At 33.6% G+C, this 19665-nt stretch carries 21 protein-coding genes; 19 read left to right on the forward strand and 2 right to left on the reverse strand.

Going from position 1 to position 19665, the window contains the following annotated elements; all coding sequences use genetic code 11:
* Positions 1-4: 4 nt before the first annotated feature.
* The 4 genes from IR010_RS18085 to IR010_RS18100 all read left to right on the forward strand — a co-directional run bounded on the left by IR010_RS18085 (position 5) and on the right by IR010_RS18100 (position 2015).
* Positions 5-430 carry a response regulator gene (locus IR010_RS18085; protein WP_194605758.1) on the forward strand — a complete coding sequence of 142 codons (426 nt, stop codon included), beginning with the start codon at positions 5-7 and terminating at the stop codon, positions 428-430.
* 339 nt (positions 431-769) lie between these two features.
* A complete protein-coding gene (locus IR010_RS18090; RefSeq protein WP_029273526.1) occupies positions 770-1201 on the forward strand; it encodes a VOC family protein in 432 nt (143 codons plus the stop codon).
* Complete coding sequence (locus IR010_RS18095) at positions 1198-1518, forward strand: ArsR/SmtB family transcription factor (RefSeq protein WP_194605760.1); 321 nt, start codon at positions 1198-1200, stop codon at positions 1516-1518. The genes IR010_RS18090 and IR010_RS18095 overlap by 4 nt, the downstream gene beginning before the upstream one ends.
* Complete coding sequence (locus tag IR010_RS18100) at positions 1515-2015, forward strand: SRPBCC domain-containing protein (RefSeq protein ID WP_194570607.1); 501 nt, start codon at positions 1515-1517, stop codon at positions 2013-2015. Before IR010_RS18095 ends, IR010_RS18100 begins: the two co-directional genes overlap by 4 nt.
* A gap of 84 nt (positions 2016-2099) precedes the next feature.
* Here the strand turns inward: IR010_RS18100 and IR010_RS18105 are convergent, their stop codons facing one another.
* Positions 2100-2543, reverse strand: coding sequence for a cupin domain-containing protein (locus IR010_RS18105; protein WP_194570608.1), 444 nt, complete (start codon positions 2541-2543; stop codon positions 2100-2102).
* A 547-nt stretch (positions 2544-3090) separates the two neighbouring features.
* Here IR010_RS18105 and IR010_RS18110 point away from each other — a divergent pair.
* The 10 genes from IR010_RS18110 (at position 3091) to IR010_RS18155 (ending at position 12852) form a co-directional block, all read left to right on the forward strand.
* A complete protein-coding gene (locus IR010_RS18110) occupies positions 3091-3684 on the forward strand; it encodes a TetR/AcrR family transcriptional regulator (protein WP_029273530.1) in 594 nt (197 codons plus the stop codon).
* Positions 3685-3871: 187 nt separating this feature from the next.
* On the forward strand, positions 3872-5086 hold the full coding sequence (locus IR010_RS18115; RefSeq protein WP_194605762.1) for an efflux RND transporter periplasmic adaptor subunit: 1215 nt from the start codon (positions 3872-3874) through the stop codon (positions 5084-5086).
* Positions 5087-5097: 11 nt separating this feature from the next.
* Complete coding sequence (locus IR010_RS18120; RefSeq protein WP_194570609.1) at positions 5098-8259, forward strand: efflux RND transporter permease subunit; 3162 nt, start codon at positions 5098-5100, stop codon at positions 8257-8259.
* Between the two features lie 130 nt (positions 8260-8389).
* Positions 8390-9808, forward strand: a complete 1419-nt coding sequence (locus tag IR010_RS18125) for a TolC family protein (RefSeq protein WP_194605764.1) — start codon at positions 8390-8392, stop codon at positions 9806-9808.
* A 183-nt stretch (positions 9809-9991) separates the two neighbouring features.
* Entirely contained in the window at positions 9992-10453 is a 462-nt protein-coding gene (locus tag IR010_RS18130; protein ID WP_194605766.1) for a hypothetical protein, read from the forward strand.
* Positions 10454-10743: 290 nt separating this feature from the next.
* Positions 10744-11124: a DoxX family protein gene (locus IR010_RS18135; protein ID WP_029273535.1), complete on the forward strand. Its 381-nt coding sequence runs from the start codon at positions 10744-10746 to the stop codon at positions 11122-11124.
* Between the two features lie 13 nt (positions 11125-11137).
* On the forward strand, positions 11138-11347 hold the full coding sequence (locus tag IR010_RS18140; protein WP_194570612.1) for a hypothetical protein: 210 nt from the start codon (positions 11138-11140) through the stop codon (positions 11345-11347).
* A gap of 90 nt (positions 11348-11437) precedes the next feature.
* Positions 11438-11815: a VOC family protein gene (locus tag IR010_RS18145; protein WP_194605768.1), complete on the forward strand. Its 378-nt coding sequence runs from the start codon at positions 11438-11440 to the stop codon at positions 11813-11815.
* 17 nt (positions 11816-11832) lie between these two features.
* Entirely contained in the window at positions 11833-12342 is a 510-nt protein-coding gene (locus tag IR010_RS18150; RefSeq protein WP_194605770.1) for a DinB family protein, read from the forward strand.
* A gap of 42 nt (positions 12343-12384) precedes the next feature.
* Positions 12385-12852 carry a DUF1440 domain-containing protein gene (locus tag IR010_RS18155; protein WP_194605772.1) on the forward strand — a complete coding sequence of 156 codons (468 nt, stop codon included), beginning with the start codon at positions 12385-12387 and terminating at the stop codon, positions 12850-12852.
* A 333-nt stretch (positions 12853-13185) separates the two neighbouring features.
* On the opposite strand, the gene IR010_RS18160 is transcribed toward IR010_RS18155, so the two are convergent.
* Complete coding sequence (locus tag IR010_RS18160) at positions 13186-13347, reverse strand: DUF1328 family protein (protein ID WP_029273540.1); 162 nt, start codon at positions 13345-13347, stop codon at positions 13186-13188.
* Positions 13348-13614: 267 nt separating this feature from the next.
* On the opposite strand from IR010_RS18160, the gene IR010_RS18165 reads away from it, so the two are divergent.
* From IR010_RS18165 to IR010_RS18185, 5 genes are all read left to right on the forward strand, one after another.
* Entirely contained in the window at positions 13615-14691 is a 1077-nt protein-coding gene (locus IR010_RS18165; protein ID WP_194605774.1) for a pesticidal protein Cry7Aa, read from the forward strand.
* Positions 14675-16945 carry a glycosyltransferase gene (locus tag IR010_RS18170; protein WP_194605776.1) on the forward strand — a complete coding sequence of 757 codons (2271 nt, stop codon included), beginning with the start codon at positions 14675-14677 and terminating at the stop codon, positions 16943-16945. Before IR010_RS18165 ends, IR010_RS18170 begins: the two co-directional genes overlap by 17 nt.
* Positions 16946-17227: 282 nt before the next feature.
* Positions 17228-17986 carry an MlaE family ABC transporter permease gene (locus IR010_RS18175; RefSeq protein WP_029273543.1) on the forward strand — a complete coding sequence of 253 codons (759 nt, stop codon included), beginning with the start codon at positions 17228-17230 and terminating at the stop codon, positions 17984-17986.
* A gap of 1 nt (position 17987) precedes the next feature.
* Positions 17988-18767, forward strand: a complete 780-nt coding sequence (locus IR010_RS18180) for an ABC transporter ATP-binding protein (protein ID WP_194605787.1) — start codon at positions 17988-17990, stop codon at positions 18765-18767.
* 22 nt (positions 18768-18789) lie between these two features.
* Positions 18790-19656, forward strand: coding sequence for an MlaD family protein (locus IR010_RS18185; protein WP_029273545.1), 867 nt, complete (start codon positions 18790-18792; stop codon positions 19654-19656).
* Positions 19657-19665: the final 9 nt, after the last annotated feature.

Consider the following 19665-nt stretch of genomic DNA (forward strand, 5'->3'; position numbering starts at 1 on the left):
ACAAATGAACAAAGCCGGCCCAATCATTATTATTGAAGACGATTTAGAAGATCAGGAAATCTTGAACGATGTTTTTAAAGACCTCAACTATAAAAATGAAGTCATCTTTTTTGGAGAAGGAGAAAAAGCACTAGAATATTTGACCAAGACAGAAGTTGAACCCTTTATTATTTTCTCTGATATCAATATGCCAAGGCTAAGCGGTATGGAACTGCGCGAAAAAATTCATCAAAATGAAGATTTACGATTAAAGTCGATTCCGTATTTGTTTTTTTCTACAAGCGCCGAACAAAGGCATGTTGTGGATGCTTATTCAAAATCTATTCAAGGATTTTTTGTAAAGCCTTCAGACTATAGCGAAATAAAAGAAACTATTAAAATCATTGTAACTTATTGGCAGTCTTGTGTATCTCCCAACTATGTTAAATAAGTAAGTAAAAAACGCACTGCAAAATCACACGCTGCGCAAAGTCTCCTGACTTTGCGTTTTTTTTAATCTTAAAATTCTAAAAGAATTAAAGTCTACTGACTTTTTTAAAAAATACGGCTTATAATTTTAATTGTAATTCTTGTTACCTCCAATTCTGAGGCATTTGCAAAGTAACTAAAAAAGGCCAACTTCACAATTAAAAACTTATTTATCAGATACTTTAGTATATTATTTTTACTCGTTTCTAAAAAATAATAGCTGAAAAATTTGCGAAACCGAATAGTTGCATTTATATTTGCAACCAATTGGTTTCTTAAATATTAATTTAAAACAGAATTTATGGCACGTATTAATCCTTACATTCACTTTAATGGAAATGCCGAAGAAGCATTTACATTTTATAAATCGGTTTTTGGCGGAACGTTTTCAAAGATTTCCCGTTACAAAGACATAGCAAGCGATGAATATCCTATTCCAGAAAATGATGCTCAGAGAATCATGCATATTGCCCTGCCTATCAGCAAAGATAATTTGTTAATGGCCAGTGACACTTTAACAAGTATGGGAGAGGTAATGGAAACCGACAATAGATATACGGTTTTTATTAGCGTAGAAAGCCAGGAAGAAGCCGTTAAATTATTCGTCGGACTTTCGAATGGCGGTACCATTGAAATGCCAATAAGTTATGGTCCTTCCGGAAATTACTTTGGTATGTTTGCTGATAAATTTGGCGTACAGTGGATGGTCGATTTTGATCCTAAAAACACATGAGGCGAGACATTTTTCAAGCTATTGCAGACCCAACAAGGCGATCAATTATTACACTACTTGCTCTTCAGTCTATGACGCCAAATGCCATTGCAGCGAATTTTGATACAACCCGACAGTCGATTTCAAAACATCTTCGCATACTCACAGAATGCGAAATTATAAAACAGGAACAACAAGGAAGAGAAATTTATTATTCACTTCAAATTGAAAAAATGAAAGAAATTGATAAATGGCTGAACCAATTTAGAGAAATTTGGAAAACCGCTTTTAACCAGCTTGATGACGTATTATTAACTATGAAAAACCAGAAAAAATGAAAAACGATTTGCTATTTGATTTTACCTTAGACAAACCATCAAAAACAGTATTTATAACACGCGAATTTGATGCATCTTTGCCGTTAGTTTGGGATGCTTTTACGAAAGCAGAGCTTTTAGACCAATGGGTTGCACCAAAACCTTGGTCGGCCAGAACAAAACACATGAATTTTGAAGTTGGCGGAAGAAGATTTTATGCCATGGTGAGTCCTGAAGGACAAGAGCGCTGGTCGGTTCAGGAATTTACTTCTATCACGCCAAAAACCAATTTTAAAATGTACAATACATTTTCAGACGAAAATGAAAATCGTCAATTACCTGGTTCAGACTGGGATTATAATTTTAGCGAACAAAACGGAATAACAAAAGTAAAAATCACTATTGTAAATGAATCTCTAGAACGTTTAGAAAAAATGATTGAAATGGGCTTTACAGAAGGATTTAAAATGAGTATCGATAACTTAGAAAAGTTATTAGAAACCCTATCTCAAAAATAATTTAAAATAAATTACAGCAGCGCATTACTCCTTACAATTACTGTAACGGAATAGGTTAAGAAGATCTTGGTTATTAATCAGCATTTATTTTAAATCCTTCTTAATAACCAAATACTTCAAATCTGTATTTCCAACATTTTTTATCCCGTGTTCGACATTCGAGGGACAGTAGAAGCTTGTATTTGGTCCTGCTGTAACAGTTTTTCCGTCAAGGAAAAATTCGGCGGTTCCTTCTAAAATGTAGAAAAGTTCTTCTTCAATATGATGGTGCGGTGCGTGCGTTGATTTTCCGGGTTCGACAATACTCATTTTGAGTGTGTTTTCCTGAGTGAAGTTTTTATCGGCAAACCAATATTGATATCCTGATTTTGTTTTTGTGGCTTTGTCTAATTCAAAGTGATTGACACAGTTTTCGATTGTATATTGCTGTCCAGCTGGAGCAGTATCTTTCTTTGCTTCTTGTGAAAATGCAAACTGATGAAAAAACAAAAATGCAATTGCTGTTTTTATAAGTGTTGTTGTTTTCATTTTTTTATTGCAATGTTACGAAAAAATGAAATTGCTAGAAAGTCTACAATTTATAGTTCTACCGCTAAAAGTTCTTTTTCTAAAGTGTGCAAAGCACTTTCTATTTTTAAACGTTGTTCTGATCTTGGATTTCTGTGGCCTGATGTGTAATGCTGTATTTGTTTTTCTATTGGTTAACTTATAAGAAAAAAACTTATTTTTAGTATTGCTGATGAAATATCTGAAAATTAAAATATTATAAAAAAGATATCTTCTTTCATAGTCCTCCCCGAAGTTTCAGGAGAAACTGAATCCTTTTATGATGCCATTAAGCCTTGGTACACCATAAAAGATACAATCAATAGCGTGAAAAATCGTCCTAAAATCACGAAATGCTCCACTTCTAAAAAATATTATCATTCAAAAACCTTTTATTTTACAAGGCTTTTGCAAGTTTTTGCAACACTCTATCGTACGATAAGAAAATATTATAACTAAATTGTATTGTAATCAGAAAAACGGCTGTATATTTGCCTAACGGTGTTAAACAATTTAATACTCAAATAAAATGGCTAGTAAAGATCGTATTTTAAGACAAAAAGAAGAGACAAGAAATAACATTCTTGGGGCTGCTTATGATATCGTAAAAGAAGAAGGCTGGAATGGTTTGAGTATGCGAAAGATTGCTGACAAGATCGAATATACTGCTCCTATTATATATGAATACTTCTCGAATAAAGAAGCCATTTTATTAGAATTGACAGGAAAAGGGTTTATCAAACTAACCAAAGAATTGGAAAAAGCGAAAGCTAAGTTTGAAAAACCAGAAGAACAATTAGAAGCCATGTGGATGGCCTATTGGGATTTTGCTTTTACGGATACCGAAATGTATCAAGTAATGTTTGGTGTTCAAATGACTTGCTGTGCGCAGCGATGTTCTGCTCAAGAGGCACCTTACAAATTATTCACAGGAGTAATTGCTGAAATTATGAAAAACAGCAACCCTACTGACGAAGTTATTAAACAAAAATATTTTACTTTCTTTTCTGTCATTCACGGTTTGATTGCTATTAACATTATCAACAAAAGTGACATTTTAGAAACGATCAACAATCAAATCTTAAAAGATGCGATTGGCGGAATCATCAAATCAATACAATAAAAAAATTTTCAATTTCACTTAACAGTGTTAGAAAATTTAATAGAGTAATATAGAAGTTTTTTTACTATTTTACTTAACAGTGATAAATAATTTAATACCAATTATGAAATAGAATTGGAAGGCTTAATTATATAACCATTTTGCGCCAATTTACTTAACAACGTTAGATAATTTAATTCAATTAAATATGAATTCCAATAATGCCAGATTAACAAATATTTCAACTCAAGAAAATGTCCAACAAATTAAAACCAATATGAAAATGAAAAATGTAATTATAACCAGCTTTATTCTGGCACTTGTTCTAAGCAGCTGTGCCGATAAAACGCAAGCTCCTGCTCCTGCAGCGCCACTCCTGCCAGTAGCTTTAATAAAAATTGAAAACACGAATACTGATACTGAATATCCTGCCTCAATACAAGGAACAGTTGATGTTGAAATTCGTCCGCAGGTAAGTGGAAATCTAGACCGCGTTTTGGTAGATGAAGGTTCTTATGTATCAAAAGGACAATCTTTATTCAAAATTAATGAGCGTCCGTTCCGCGAGCAGCTAAACAATGCATTGGCTAATCTTCATGCTTCTGAAGCGGCCTTAATAAACGCTCAATTAGAAGTAGACAAATTAACTCCTTTAGTACAAAACAAAGTAGTTTCAGACTATCAATTGAAAACAGCTAAAGCTTCTCAAAAAATTGCCGCTGCAAATATTGAACAAGCCAGAGCAATGGTTGAATCAGCCAAAATTAATTTAAGCTACACAAATGTTACGGCTCCAGTAAGTGGTTACATTGGAAGGTTGCCTAAAAAACAAGGAAGCTTAGTTTCTTCGAGCGATGTTGAACCATTAACTACATTATCTGACGTACATGAAGTTTTTGCTTACTTCTCTTTAGGAGAAACAGATTTCATCAACTTTAAAGCGCAGTATGCCGGAAATTCTATTGGCGATAAAATTAAACACCTTCCTCCTGTTTCTTTAATCTTAGCTGATAACAATGCGTATCCGCAAACTGGAAAAATTGATATGGTTGACGGTCAGTTCGACAAAACTACCGGAGCCATTACTCTAAGAGCGACTTTCCCAAACAAAAACGGAACGCTTCGTTCTGGAAATACAGGAAAAATTCTATTGGGAATTCAACACAACGATGCGATTTTAGTACCGCAGTCGGCTACTGTAGAAATGCAGGATAAAGTATTTGTTTTCACAGTAAGCAAAGACAATAAAGTAAACAAAATGCCAATTACAGTTGTGGGCAAAAGCGGTACCAATTATTTAATTAAAGACGGAGTAAAATCTGGCGACAGAATTGTTTTAAGCGGTATCGACAAACTTCAGGAAGGACAGGTAATTCAGCCTGAAAATTCTTCTAAAGTTGCAGAAGTAATTAATCAAAAATAATTAAAAGAGAAATGTTCAAAATATTTATACAAAGACCCGTACTGGCGACCGTAATTTCCATTCTATTGGTTATTCTGGGTGTACTTGGCCTAACAAAACTGCCCTTACAACAGTTTCCTGATATTGCACCGCCATCGGTTTTGGTTACGGCAGTTTATCCGGGAGCGAACGCAGAAACGGTTTTGCGTTCTGTTGCACCTTCTTTAGAAGAATCTATAAATGGGGTAGAAAACATGACGTACATGAGTTCTACAGCCAGTAACGACGGTTCATTAGCGATTACTGTTTTCTTTAAATTAGGAACAGACGCAGATCAGGCCGCAGTTAACGTTCAAAACAGAGTTGCTCAGGCAACAAGTCAATTGCCTGCAGAGGTTGTACAGCAAGGTGTAACCACTGCAAAACAACAAAACAGTTTTATAATGGCAATTGGTATGTATACCGAAGATGAGTCAAAATACGACCAGACTTTTATTGCCAATTATGCACAAATTAATATTATTCCAGAAATCAAACGTATTCCTGGTGTTGGTGCAGCAAGTATTTTTGGAGGCGTAAAAGATTACTCTATGCGTGTTTGGTTAAACCCAACACAAATGTCTACTTATAAAGTGACGCCAAACGAAATCATGAGCGCGATTCAAGACAAAAGTTTAGAAGCCGCTCCGGGTAAATTTGGAGAACGAAGCAAAGAAGTTTTCGAATATGTTATTAAATACAAAGGAAAACTGACGAAGCCTGAAGAATATGAAAATATTGCCATTCGTTCTAATGCAGACGGATCTGTTCTTCGCTTAAAAGATGTCGCCAGAGTTGAACTTGGTGCTTACTCTTACAACAGTTTAACACGTTTGAACGGTAAAAAAGGAGTTGTAATGGGTATTATTCAGTTAGCAGGTTCTAACTCAAATGAAATCCAGATTGCAATTAATAAATTGATGGAGAAATCAGCTAAAGATTTCCCTAAAGGAATAAAACACAATATTTTCTACAGTACAAAAGTATCATTAGACCAATCTATTGAACAGGTTGAACATACTTTGATTGAAGCTTTTATATTGGTATTTATCGTAGTATTTATCTTTTTACAGGATTTTAGATCAACATTAATTCCGGCAATTGCGGTTCCGGTAGCGATTTTAGGTACGTTCTTTTTCATGCAGTTGTTTGGATTCTCAATTAACTTACTGACATTATTTGCTTTAATTCTGGCAATTGGTATTGTGGTCGATGATGCTATTGTCGTCGTCGAGGCGGTGCATGCTAAAATGGAACATAAACATTTATCTCCAAAGGTAGCCACACACGAGGCGATGCACGAAATTACGGGTGCAATTATTTCGATCACTTTGGTAATGGCAGCGGTATTCTTGCCTGTTGGTTTTATGGAAGGTTCTACAGGAGTTTTCTATCGTCAGTTTGCTTTTACCATGGCAATTGCAATTGTTATTTCAGCGGTTAATGCATTGACTTTAAGTCCGGCTCTTGCTGCTTTATTCTTAAAAGATAATCATGCGGCAAACGGTGATACTCCATACGAGAAAAAAGGATTTAAAGAAAAATTCTTTAACGGATTTAATAAAAGTTTCGATTCCTTAACCAACCGTTATGTTGGAGGTTTGAAATTTTTAATTCGCAGAAAATGGCTAAGCTTAGGTGGATTGGCTTTAATTACTGTAGCAACAGTGATAATGGTAAAAACAACTCCAGCTGGATTTATCCCAACAGAAGATCAAGGATTTATTGCAATTGCGGTTAATACACCTTCTGGAACCTCTTTAGACGGAACTCAAAAAGTAATGACTGAAGCTGAAAATACATTAAGAGGTTTAGATGCTTCTCGATTTGTAACGGCTATTTCAGGTTTTAACTTATTGACCAATTCTACAAGTCCATCTTCAGCCGTTGTTTTCGTATTGCTTAAACCAAATGAAGACCGTGGCGACGTAAAAAATATTGACGAAATCATGAATCAGGTTCGTGGAAAATTAGGTGCTATTTCTGGAGGAAGTTTCTTCGTATTCAGTTTCCCAACCGTTCCTGGATTTAGCAACGTTGAAGCTTTAGATTTAGTGTTGCAAGATAAAACAGGAGGAAAACTGGATAAATTCAGCGGAATTTCTCAAAACTTCATCGGAGAATTGATGAAACGTCCAGAAATTGCAGTAGCGTTTACTTCTTTTAAAGCAGATTATCCTCAATTGCAATTGGACATCAATGATGAAAAAGCAAATCAATTGGGCGTAAATGTAAAAGACATTTTACAAACAATGCAGACGTATTTTGGTAGCGCACAAGCCTCTGACTTTAACCGATTTGGTAAATATTACAGAGTAGTTGTTCAGGCAGATATTGCCGACAGAGCTGATCCGTCATCAATTGACCGTGTATTTGTAAAAAACAAAACAGGCGAAATGGTTCCGATAAATACTTTAGTAAAACTGACTCGTATTTATGGTTCTGAAACCGCTTCTAGATACAACTTGTTCAACTCGATTTCGATTAATGCGATTCCGAAACCAGGATTTAGTTCGGGAGACGCCATCAAAGCAATCGAAGAAGTTGCAGCACAGCAATTGCCTGCAGGTTATGGTTATGAATTTTCAGGACAAACTCGTGAAGAGATTTCTTCTGGAGGGCAATCGGCAACCATTTTCTTATTGTGTTTGATATTTATCTATTTCCTGCTTGCTGCTCAATATGAAAGTTACATTTTGCCTTTGGCCGTAATTTTATCAATTCCTGCAGGTATTTTTGGAGTATTTGTTGCCATCGGCTTGACCGGAATTGAAAACAACATTTACGTTCAGGTTGCGCTTGTCATGCTGATTGGGCTTCTTGCTAAAAACGCCATTTTGATTGTAGAGTTTGCAGTTCAAAAAAGAAAATCAGGCCAAGCTTTAGTCAAAGCTTCAATAGATGCGGCGAAACTTCGTCTGCGACCAATTATAATGACATCACTTGCCTTTGTCGTGGGATTAATTCCGATGATGAGTGCTAAAGGTCCATCAGCTCAAGGGAATCACTCGATTAGTATCGGTGCAGCTGGCGGAATGATTTCAGGAGTAATTCTAGGTTTGTTTATCATTCCGGTTTTATTCATCATATTCCAATATTTACAAGAAAAAGTTACCGGAAAACCAGTAGCCGTAATTCATAACGAAGAAAAATAAAAATGGAAAACTATATAACGACAGTGCTTGTGGCCATCATATTTGGCATCGGCTATATATCGTACAGAATCTCAAAAGATCTTGAAACCAGAAAAGATACTTGTACAGAAATTTAATGACAACATATAAAATGAAAAATTATATAACCAAAATCGTGATGATCGCCATTTTGATCACCACATTAATATCCTGTAAAGTTTCTAAGGATATTGAAACTCCAAAAGATGCATTTCCTGAGAATTTCAGGAATGCATCGGTTTCAAAAGATACGGCAAGTATTGGCGATTTGGAGTGGAAAAACTTCTTTACAGAAAAAGATATTATCCAGTTAATAGACAGTGCAGTTGCAAGAAACAACGATTTGCAGATTGCCACAAAAAACATCGAAATTGCACAATACAGATTTACGCAGTCAAAATGGGGAAATGTTCCTCAGGCTAATTTATTTGTAAATGCAAGTACAAGCAATCCGTCAGACAATAGTTTTACGGGAATGAATTTGAATCAGGCTTTGGGCCAAAAACATATTGACGATTATTCTGCCGGAGTTTCACTTTCGTGGGAGGCTGATATTTGGGGAAAAATCCGCAATCAGAAAAAAGGTGCTTACGCTGGATATCTTCAGTCAGAAGAAGTTAAAAAAGCATTGCAAACTAATATCGTAGCCAATGTTTCTAAAGGATATTATAATCTTTTGATGTTGGATGCACAATTGAATATTGCGAGACAAAACTTGAAATTGAATGACAGTACAACTAATATTATCAAATTAAAATTTGACGCCGGACAAGTTACTTCATTAGGAATTCAACAATCGGAAGCACAGAAATTAAGTTCTGAGCAATTGATTCCGTTATTAGAACAAAACATTGCGATTCAAGAAAATGCTTTGAGCGTTTTGACAGGTTCTTTTCCTAATTCAAAAACGAGAAGTACAAGTTTGACCAATATTACAATTAAAAATAATAATGCAATCGGAATTCCGTCTTCATTAGTAAGCAGAAGACCTGATGTAAAAAGTGCCGAATTAGCATTAAAAGTGGCTAACGCAAATGTTGGAATTACAAAAGCAGATTTATATCCTGCTCTAAGAATTACAGCTCAAGGCGGTTTGAATTCATTTGAAACCAGTAATTGGTTTAACATCCCAGCTTCATTATTTGGAACTGTGGCTGGAGGTTTAACACAGCCTTTATTAAACAACAAAAGAGTTAGAACGCAATATAACATTGCTGTTGCCGAAAGAGAAAAAGCAGTTTTAAATTTCAGACAATCTGTTTTAGTCGCAGTAAGCGAAGTTTCTGATGCTTTGGTAAAAGTAGAAAAATTACAACAGCAGGAAGCATTTTTGCAACAACGTGTAAAAACATTACAGCAAGCCATTAAAAATGCCAATTTGTTATTTAAAAACGGAATGGCCGAATACTTAGAAGTTCTTTCAGCGCAAGCCAATTTATTGCAGAGCGAGCTAGAACTGGCAAACATAAAAAGAGAGCAATTAGCTGCTAATACCGATTTATATCGCGCATTGGGCGGAGGTTGGAAATAATACCCGTTAATTATTTATTTTTTGAGATGAAAACGCTGTGAAACTTTGGTTTTGCAGCGTTTTTTTATTTTTCTATTGTTATGGAACGCAGATGACACGGATTTATTCAGATTTATACAGATTTCTTAAAATCTGCGCTTATTTCGTTACTTTTGATTTTCCTTAATCTATATAATTAAACCTATGAAAAAAATAGCACTAATTGCACTTTTAGCTTTACTGTTTGCCAATTGTAAAAAAAGCAATCAAGATGAAGAATTAAAACCACTAGAAAAACCACCAGCTGTAAGTGCTGTAAAAAAAGCCGAAGCGAAGGTCTATCAAAAAGAAGAACAAGATTGTAAAGATATTGCAGTAGAGATGGGCGACGGAAAAGAATGTATCTTAAAAAATACAGATCTTGAAAAAGTATATCAAAATATCATCAAAAATAAAGAAGTCGAAGAATCTAGTTATTTTTTAAGTGCGATTCCTAGCGAAAATAAATCTGTTGAAGTAAATCAAAATGGATTAATGTCAATCGATTATGAAATCACAAAAGACAAAGTTGCTATTTCTATGAATTATGAAGGCGGTGTGACAGAAGTAACACTCGAAAAAATAAAGGACACTATTAAAAAGAGTATTTATCACTATGCTGACTAAATTCTGAAATGAAATAAAAATTTCGTATAATCTTTGATTAAACCGCTATGCAACTTTTAAGTGTTTAGCGGTTTTTCTTATTTCCTGCTGAGCGAAGTTCTTGAATCGCTCAGCAGGACATATGCATTGATAGAATTTTTACTCTTGATTCTTTACTTTCTATTCTCTAAAATCTAAATTAACTTGTCCTAAATGACCTTAAAATAGTCGTAAATACCTATTCGATAAAAAAATAAAGATCAGTAAGTTTGTAATACATTAACCAATAACTATTTAAAAAAATAAAAACCATGAAGAAAGCAAAAATTATTTTTTGGATTACTACAATTATTATTTTTCTATTTGAAGGCGTTATGCCGGCCTTAACTTCTCAAACTGAATTAGCGAAAGAAGGAATTAAACATTTAGGATATCCTGAATATTTTGGAAATGCTTTAGTTGTCTTTAAAATTCTAGGCGTTTTGGTATTGGTGATCCCACAGATTCCGAATAGAGTTAAAGAATGGGCCTATGCCGGATTTGCATTCGATTTTATATTCGCTTCGATAAGTCATTTTGCAGTAGACGGTGTTAATTTTCAATCTTTTTTCCCTTTGATCTTTTTAGTGATTTTAGCGATTTCATATACGTATCATCATAAAATAGAGCGCTATAAAAATATTGCGTTATAAACTTTTGGAGGCGATGATAGAGGTTTTTAAAACAAATGTTCAAGAAGTCGATCAGTCAAAAATGATTGTGGGGAAACTTCTTGAGCATTTTCCAAACAGTATTATCAATTTTGATTTGGAAGACTGCGATAAAATTCTGCGCATTCACTCCTCCTCCATTTCAAATAAAAAAATAATTGAGCTTCTAGATTCGTATGGTTATCAATGCGAAGTACTTTTATAAGTTACCAAAATCAACTTAAAAATTTGGTTTTCAAAATTTTAAATAAATTATTGTAAATTTGAAACACTATCAATCATTAAATCAAAAAAAATGAATATACCCGCTGGACATCAAACTGTAATGCCTTATTTAATTCTAAAGGGCGCATCACAATTTATTGATTTTACCAAAAAAGTTTTTAGTGCAGAAAATTCTCATTCACCTGTTTTACGCGAAGACGGAACAATAATGCATAGTGAAATAAAGATAAACGGAAGCACAATTATGGTAACTGATGAAACTGCAGATTGGGGAAAACAAACCGCAAACTTATTTATATATGTTCCAAATGCTGATGACACATATAAAATAGCGTTAGAAAACGGTGCAGCAAGCTTAATGGAACCAAGCGATCAGGAGTATGGCAGAGCTTGCGGCGTAACAGATTCCTTTGGAAATATTTGGTGGATCACCTCTGTTAACAAATAATTTTTTAAGACAATAGAATGAAAACAGCAGTTCAAAAAAATGTTGTTGAAACATTTCAAAAATTAAACGAAGTACTTTCCTCTTTTTCGCAGGAAGAATTTAATATTGTTCCTTTTAAGGGAAGCTGGACGGCAGGACAAACCGCTCAGCATATTATTTTGGCTTGTTCTGGCTATCCAGAATTGTTTGCAGGAAAAACAGAAAAAACCATTAGGAAATATGATGAGCATGTTAAAGAGCTCGAAACGTTATTTCTAAACTTCAAAATCAAAATGGAATCGCCAGAATTCCTTAGACCTGAAAAAAAAGAGTACAATAAAAATTCGCTGACTTTAGTGTTGCTCAAAATAGAATCTGATTTACTTGAGGCAGTAGAAAATTATGATTTAACCTTGACTTGTCTGGATTTTCACTTGCCAAATTCCGAAAATTTTACCATTTATGAATGGATAAATTTTGCCTTGGTTCATGCACAAAGGCATACAAACCAACTGAATTCTATTTTACAATACTTAACCAAATTGTAAATTGAACATATTAACTTTCAACCAAAACCAAAAACCATTTTTATGAAATCAAAAGGAGGCGCTGTTTTCTTATCGGGATTAATTGCCGGCACATTAGATATTGTTGCGGCAATTACCGTTTACTCTATCATTCTAAACAAAACTACCGGAATAAAAATTTTGCAGTCTATTGCAAGTGGTATCTTTAAAAAAGAAGCTTACACAGGCGGTTCGAGTATGGCTTTGATCGGATTACTGCTTCATTATTTCATTGCCTTTACGTTTGCGTGGTTTTATTTCATTCTTTACCCTCGTCTTTCATTTCTAAAAAAGAATGCTTTACTCTCAGGAATTGTTTATGGCATCTTTGTATGGATTATAATGAATCTTATAGTATTGCCAATTGTATTTCCTGTTTTGCCACAGAAACATTTCGATTTTCCTTTAATGCTGTCCATTTTAATTTTGATCGTCTGCATTGGAATTCCTATTTCTTTTATAACTAAAAAATACTATTCTATTAAGGAATAGTTTCAGGTTTCAAGTTTCAGGTTTCAAGTTTCAAGTTTCAGGTTTCAGGTTGAAATGCATATTTTACCGCAAAGTACGCAAGGAGATAGTAGCTTGTTTTTAATATTATAAAAAAAAGTTCGCAAAGCTTTGCGAACTTTGTGTTTTAACTAAACGTTTATATAAATAAACTTAGCGTCCTTTGAGGTAAAATATACGATTAACAATTCTGCATTTCAACCTGAAACCTGAAACTTGAAACTTGAAACCTGAAACTTGAAACTTGAAACTTGAAACAAAAAAAAAAGCAACACGATAACGGTTGCTTTTTTTTTAGAGAATTAGAACTTATTGTTAAACTTTTGTTCTTCCGCTTATCAATGAGATTATGAATAATACCAAAAATATAAAGAATAAAACTTTTGCAATACTAGCAGCTCCAGCGGCAATTCCACCAAAACCAAAAATTCCGGCTATAATAGCAAGAACGATAAAAATAACTGTCCAACGTAACATAATATTTATTTTTTAGTTAGAAAAATGACTTTTTGACAAGTCTGATTTGTTTGTTACTCAAAGTTCTCAAATTCTTACATTTCCTATTAACTCAAAACGTTAATTTTTTATCGCAATCAACTATAAATCAAATTTTTAAAGTACTTTTATAATTCTCCTCTTTTCGTTACAGAATTCCCACCTGTAAGCATTTGAGTTAATTTTTTGATCGATTGGATTAATTCTCGCTCTAAACCTAAAGTAATTTTATATCAAAATAACAGAAATATGGAATTAGCCACGGTCCAAAGCACAACAGCTACAAAACACGGTGTGATTTTAGAGAAAACAGAAAGAGCATTTGAAGAATTAGGCGTTTTAAATCCAGCCATTTACCAAGACGGAAATTCTGTTCATATGTTTTACAGAGCGGCTAAAAAAGGTAACTTTTCAACAATTGGTTATTGTCGTTTTGAAGGTCCGACAACTTTAGTAGAAAGACTTGCAGAACCGATATTTTCTCCTGAATATATTTATGAAATTCACGGTGTCGAAGATCCGAGAATTACTAAAATTGATGACACCTTTTACATGACTTATGTTACCTATGATGGATTGAATGCCTCTGGTGCTTTAGCAACGTCGAAAGATTTAAAAAAGTTTAAAAAGAAAGGAATTATAACACCAAAATTTATTCTGCATGATTTTACTAATCTAATTAGAAAACATTTACAGAATTCAAGCATTGCTAAAATTTTAGCTTTTAATGTAGAAAGAAATTATCCTCTTGCTCAAATGACAATCGAACATTCGCTTGTATGGGACAAAAATGTGGTTCTTTTTCCGAAAAAAATTAACGGGAAATTTGTGGCACTGCATCGATTATTTCCATCAATTCAAATTTTCACTTTTGAAAAAAAGAGCGATTTGACAGTTGACTTCTGGAAAGAGTATTTGGAGAATTTACCCAATTATCTGGTAATGGAACCAAGATATAAGCATGAAACCAGTCACATTGGCCCTGGTGCACCGCCTATTGAAACAAAAGATGGCTGGCTTATGATTTATCATGCAGCTGAAAAACGCGATAAAGGATTAGTTTATCATGCCTGCGCTGTGTTGCTTGATCTTGAAAATCCACAGAAAGTGATTGGAAGATTAACAAAACCTATTATAACACCAGAAGAATATTACGAACGAAATGGGTATGTAAATTATGTTGTTTTCCCTACGGGAACAGCCATTTTTGATGACCTTTTATATATTTATTACGGTGCTGCCGATGACAAAATTGCGGTGGCTTCATTGAACCTAAACGACTTATTAACTGAACTAAAACAGAATTCCCATGAAAACGATATCTAATAAATCAAAAATAGTTTTTTTATCTACTTTTCCGCCAACACAATGCGGGATTGCAACTTATACGCAGGACACAATTAAAGGAATCAACGATGTTTTTGGTAAATCAGTTACTTGCGAAATTTGTGAACTGGTAGACAAACCTAACGCAAAATCAACTCAAGCTTTTACTTTAAACACAAAAAACAAAGAAGAATATGCAAAAGTTGCCGAAGAAATCAATAATGATAAAGCGGTTAAATTAGTACATATTCAACATGAATTTGGTTTGTTTGGAGGAAATTATGGAGACTATTTATTAGATTTTTTGAATGTTGTCAAAAAACCCTTAACATATACTTTTCACAGCGTTATCCCGAATCCTAATAACGAATTGAAAACTTTTGTGAAATTATTATTGAGCTACAGTAATTCTGTATTTGTAATGACAAATCAATCAAAAGAAATTTTGATGAGAGATTATGACATTAAAGAAGAAATTATTACTTGTGTACCTCACGGAACGCATATTGTAATTTACGAAGCGCCAGATAAAGCAAAAGAAAAATTTGATATTCAAGACAGAAAAGTACTTGCTACTTTTGGTCTTTTAGGAGAAGGAAAAAATATAGAAACAGGTTTGCAGGCTATGCCAAAAATTATCGAAAATACACCAAACGCGTTGTATTTGATAATTGGAAAAACACACCCAAATTTAATTATTGACGGTGTTGATGCTTACCGCAATAAGTTAGAAGCAATCGTCGAAGATTTAAATATAAAAGATAACGTTCGTTTTATCAATCAGTATTTAGATACAGATGAGCTGTTAGATTATTTAAAAGCAACAGACATTTATCTGTTTACTTCTAAAGATCCAAATCAGGCTGTAAGCGGCACTTTTTCATATGCTATGAGCTGTGCTTGCCCAATTGTTGCCTCAAAAATTCCTCATACTTTAGAAGTTCTTACGCCAGATTCTGGAGTTTTGGTTGATATTGGAAATGTAGATCAGTTTTCAGATGCAGCTATCAAATTACTTTCTGATGATGAATTAAGAACTGAAATGGGAATTAATGCCTTCAGAAAAACAAGAGCATCTTCTTGGGAAAATGTGGCAATTACACACATGAATACGTATAAAGAATTGATCGAGAATCCTTCTGAAATTAAATTCAGCTATCCTTCAATTCAATTAGGACATATTAAAAAAATGACCACAGATTTGGGAATTATCCAATTCAGCAAAATCTCTGTTCCAGACCTTTCATCAGGTTATACCTTAGATGATAATGCACGTGCACTTATTGCATTATGTATGCATTATAAACTAACAAAAGACAAAGAAGATCTTCCTTATATTTTGATTTATTTAGATTTTATCGAGCGTTGTCAAAAACCAAAAGGAAACTTTATCAACTATGTTGATCAAGAAAACCGTGAACATATTGAACAAAATGCTGAAGTTAATTTAGAAGATTCTAATGCTAGAGGTATTTGGGCTTTAGGAACTGTAGTTTCAATGAAAGATATTTTACCAGATGCAATTTCTAAAAAAGCCTCAAAAATTTTATTGAACTCATTAAAATGGGCAGAGAGTATACAATCTCCTCGTTCTATTGGTTTTGCAACAAAAGGTTTGTATTTATATCACACAGCTGTTCCTAATTTATACGTTGCAGCAATTATTAATAAACTGAATGCAAAATTGCTTTCTAACTATGAAATTCATGCTTCAAACGACTGGAAATGGTTTGAAAACTATATGACGTACGGAAATGGTATTTTACCAGAATCAATGCTGTTTGCTTATTTAACAACAAATAAACCTATTTATAAAAAAGTAGCTTTAGATTCTCTTGATTTCTTGATGTCGAAAATGTTTAAAGGCAAAGACTTTAAAGTAATTTCAAATAACGGATGGCTTCACAGAAATTCAGAAGCAAAAGAATACGGAGAACAACCAATTGACGTTGCATACACTATTCATACCTTGAATTCATTTTATGCTGCTTTTGGTACGCCAGAATATAAAAACAAAATGAAAATTGCTTTTAACTGGTTTTTAGGTAAAAATCATTTAGGTGAAATTATGTACAACCCTATCAGTGGTGGTGGTTATGACGGACTTGAAAAAGAAAACGTAAACTTGAATCAAGGAGCTGAATCTACAGTATGTTTCTTGACAGCCAGACTGTTGATGGAAAATCTTAAATTATCTGAAATCAAAGTTATTCCGTTAATGAAAACCGGAACAGACGTTGCTATAAATTCTTAAGTCAATTATATGATAATAGGCTAGCCAAAATGCTATTACATAAACTCAGAAAATCCCTCTTCTACAAGAGGGATTTTTTGTTAACTAAATTGTCGCTAACGTCAATTTTTTACGATTATTGTGTTTAAATGTTAATTATATAAACTTCCAAAAAAGTTGTGTAATATGTTTTGCTTTCTTATAAAGTAATTTTAATACTTGTAAATGAGAGGGTAAGCAAAATTTTTAAAACATTGTTTATCAGAAGTTTATTTTCGATTTAATAACCTAAAACATAGTATTTTGATTCTCACTTTAAAAAATACATTCACCGAGATAGGAAATGCAACACTGTTTGCAAAGCAGTTTTTTAAGGAAGTTTTTATACCTCCTTATGAGGGAAAAGAATTCCTAAAACAATGTTATGTTATAGGCTATAAATCATTACCGCTGGTTGCGATCACTGGTTTTATTATGGGATTGGTTCTTACGCTTCAGTCGAGACCAACTTTGGTAAAATTTGGTGCTGAATCTTGGCTTCCAGGAATGGTAGCACTTTCTTTAATTAGAGAGATTGCTCCGGTAATTACAGCTTTAATTTGTGCCGGAAAGGTATCATCAGGAATTGGTGCGGAATTAGGCTCAATGAAAGTAACTGAACAAATTGATGCCATGGAAGTTTCGGCAATCAATCCTTATAATTATTTAGTTGTAACGCGAATTTTAGCTACAACATTAATGGTACCGCTTTTAGTAATTTTTGCAGATGCCATCGGAATTTTTGGAGGATATATTGGAATTAATATTCACGGCGATGTTAATTTTTACCGATTTGTAACACAAATTTTTCAATCGCTAGAATTTCTAGATGTTATTCCGGCTACAATTAAGACTTTTTTCTTTGGCTTTTTTATCGGAATGATTGGATGTTACAAAGGATTTAATGCATCAAATGGAACTGAAAGCGTGGGTAAAGCGGCAAACTCTGCTGTAGTAACTGCTTCATTAACCATTTTTATAATTGATATGGTCGCTGTACAGATAACCGATTTATTTTTTTAAGATGATTAAAGAGAAAGAAAATATAGAACCTAAAGCAGAAGTACAAAGCAAAAGTCCGATCATTGAGATTAAGGATCTGCATAAAACTTTTGGCAAGGATAATAAAATATTAAGAGGCGTAAATCTGACTGTAAACAAAGGTGAAGATTTAGTAATCTTAGGCCGTTCAGGTTCAGGAAAATCAGTTACTATAAAATGCATTGTTGGCTTAATTGAACCAGACAAAGGCGAAATAAAAGTTTTTAATGAAAATGTACTAAATCTGACAAAACCAGAATTAAATGAAATCAGGGTCAGAATTGGATTTTTATTTCAAAGCGGTGCGTTGTATGATTCGATGTCAGTAAGAGAAAATTTAGCTTTTACCTTAAGAAAACATAGAAAAGATTTGACACCTGAAGAAGTTGAAAGTGAAATTATAGAAGCTTTAGACAGTGTTGGGTTGAGCGATGCAATCGAAAAAATGCCATCTGAATTATCTGGAGGAATGCAAAAAAGAATTGGCTTGGCCAGAACTTTAATTCTTAAGCCGGAAATCATTTTATACGACGAGCCTACAACAGGTTTAGATACGATAACATCAAGAGAAATCAGCGAATTAATCTTAGATATCAAACACAAGCAAAAAACAACATCTATAATTATTACGCACGATATGGCCTGCGCAAAATTAACTGCAGACCGTATTATGGTATTAAAAGATGGCGTTATACACGCTGAAGGAACATACGAAGAACTAGAAAAAGACGAAGACGAATGGGTTCGCTCATTTTTTGAATAAGCAAAATAAATAATTAGAAATCATGGATAAGCAATCTGGATACACTTGGAAATTAGGAATGTTTGTAACAATAGGTTTATTGCTTTTTATAATGGCAATATACTTTATCGGAAAACAGAAAAACCTTTTTGGATCAACATTCAACATCACATCTAACTTTAGAACAGTAAGCGGTTTAGAGGTCGGGAATAATGTACGTTTTTCAGGAATTAATATCGGAACTGTAGAAGAAATCAGATTAGTAAATGATTCTTCAGTTATAGTATCAATGGTTATAAAAGATGACGTTCGAGAATTTATTAAAACAGATGCGCGTACCAGTATTGGTTCTGACGGATTAATGGGCGATAAAGTGCTGACAATTTCTCCGGGAGTAAAATCTCAAAAAGCAATTGAAAACGGTGGACAATTGGCATCTCTTAAAGGAATTGAGATGAACGATATTATGAAAAGCGTTAAAAAAAGTATGGATAACGTGGGCGTAATATCTGAAGAGCTAGCAATTTTCAGTCATAGCATGAACAACGGAAACGGTGCTTTAGCAAGATTGGTTCGTGATGATAAAATGGCGAACAGCGTATCGAACACTCTTTCTAACTTAGAATCTGGAACTAAAGGTTTCAGTGAAAATATGGAAGCTGCAAAAAGCAATTTCTTATTTAAAGGTTACTTCAAGAAAAAAGAAAAAGAAAAAGAAAAAGCTAAAGAAGAAGCAAAAGAGAAAAAAGAAGAGCAAGCTGAAAAGCTAGAAAAAGCTAATAAAGAGAAAGAAGAAAAGGCTAAGGAGGAAAAAGCCAAAGAAGAAAAAGCTAAGGAAGAAAAGGCTAAGGAAGAAAAACAGAAACAGGAAAAGCAGAAAGAAGAAGACGCTAAAAAAGCAAAATCTTAAACTCTTGAA

Source organism: Flavobacterium sp. MR2016-29 (assembly GCF_015350695.1).
Lineage (GTDB): Bacteria > Bacteroidota > Bacteroidia > Flavobacteriales > Flavobacteriaceae > Flavobacterium.

Excerpts from the sequence above, each read along its gene's own strand:
- IR010_RS18085 (WP_194605758.1), top strand. The coding sequence starts at position 5 with ATGAACAAAGCCGGCCCAATCATTATTATTGAAGACGATTTAGAAGAT.
- IR010_RS18090 (WP_029273526.1), top strand. The coding sequence starts at position 770 with ATGGCACGTATTAATCCTTACATTCACTTTAATGGAAATGCCGAAGAA.
- IR010_RS18095 (WP_194605760.1), top strand. The coding sequence starts at position 1,198 with ATGAGGCGAGACATTTTTCAAGCTATTGCAGACCCAACAAGGCGATCA.
- IR010_RS18100 (WP_194570607.1), top strand. The coding sequence starts at position 1,515 with ATGAAAAACGATTTGCTATTTGATTTTACCTTAGACAAACCATCAAAA.
- IR010_RS18105 (WP_194570608.1), bottom strand. The coding sequence starts at position 2,543 with ATGAAAACAACAACACTTATAAAAACAGCAATTGCATTTTTGTTTTTT.
- IR010_RS18110 (WP_029273530.1), top strand. The coding sequence starts at position 3,091 with ATGGCTAGTAAAGATCGTATTTTAAGACAAAAAGAAGAGACAAGAAAT.
- IR010_RS18115 (WP_194605762.1), top strand. The coding sequence starts at position 3,872 with ATGAATTCCAATAATGCCAGATTAACAAATATTTCAACTCAAGAAAAT.
- IR010_RS18120 (WP_194570609.1), top strand. The coding sequence starts at position 5,098 with ATGTTCAAAATATTTATACAAAGACCCGTACTGGCGACCGTAATTTCC.
- IR010_RS18125 (WP_194605764.1), top strand. The coding sequence starts at position 8,390 with ATGAAAAATTATATAACCAAAATCGTGATGATCGCCATTTTGATCACC.
- IR010_RS18130 (WP_194605766.1), top strand. The coding sequence starts at position 9,992 with ATGAAAAAAATAGCACTAATTGCACTTTTAGCTTTACTGTTTGCCAAT.
- IR010_RS18135 (WP_029273535.1), top strand. The coding sequence starts at position 10,744 with ATGAAGAAAGCAAAAATTATTTTTTGGATTACTACAATTATTATTTTT.
- IR010_RS18140 (WP_194570612.1), top strand. The coding sequence starts at position 11,138 with ATGATAGAGGTTTTTAAAACAAATGTTCAAGAAGTCGATCAGTCAAAA.
- IR010_RS18145 (WP_194605768.1), top strand. The coding sequence starts at position 11,438 with ATGAATATACCCGCTGGACATCAAACTGTAATGCCTTATTTAATTCTA.
- IR010_RS18150 (WP_194605770.1), top strand. The coding sequence starts at position 11,833 with ATGAAAACAGCAGTTCAAAAAAATGTTGTTGAAACATTTCAAAAATTA.
- IR010_RS18155 (WP_194605772.1), top strand. The coding sequence starts at position 12,385 with ATGAAATCAAAAGGAGGCGCTGTTTTCTTATCGGGATTAATTGCCGGC.
- IR010_RS18160 (WP_029273540.1), bottom strand. The coding sequence starts at position 13,347 with ATGTTACGTTGGACAGTTATTTTTATCGTTCTTGCTATTATAGCCGGA.
- IR010_RS18165 (WP_194605774.1), top strand. The coding sequence starts at position 13,615 with ATGGAATTAGCCACGGTCCAAAGCACAACAGCTACAAAACACGGTGTG.
- IR010_RS18170 (WP_194605776.1), top strand. The coding sequence starts at position 14,675 with ATGAAAACGATATCTAATAAATCAAAAATAGTTTTTTTATCTACTTTT.
- IR010_RS18180 (WP_194605787.1), top strand. The coding sequence starts at position 17,988 with ATGATTAAAGAGAAAGAAAATATAGAACCTAAAGCAGAAGTACAAAGC.
- IR010_RS18185 (WP_029273545.1), top strand. The coding sequence starts at position 18,790 with ATGGATAAGCAATCTGGATACACTTGGAAATTAGGAATGTTTGTAACA.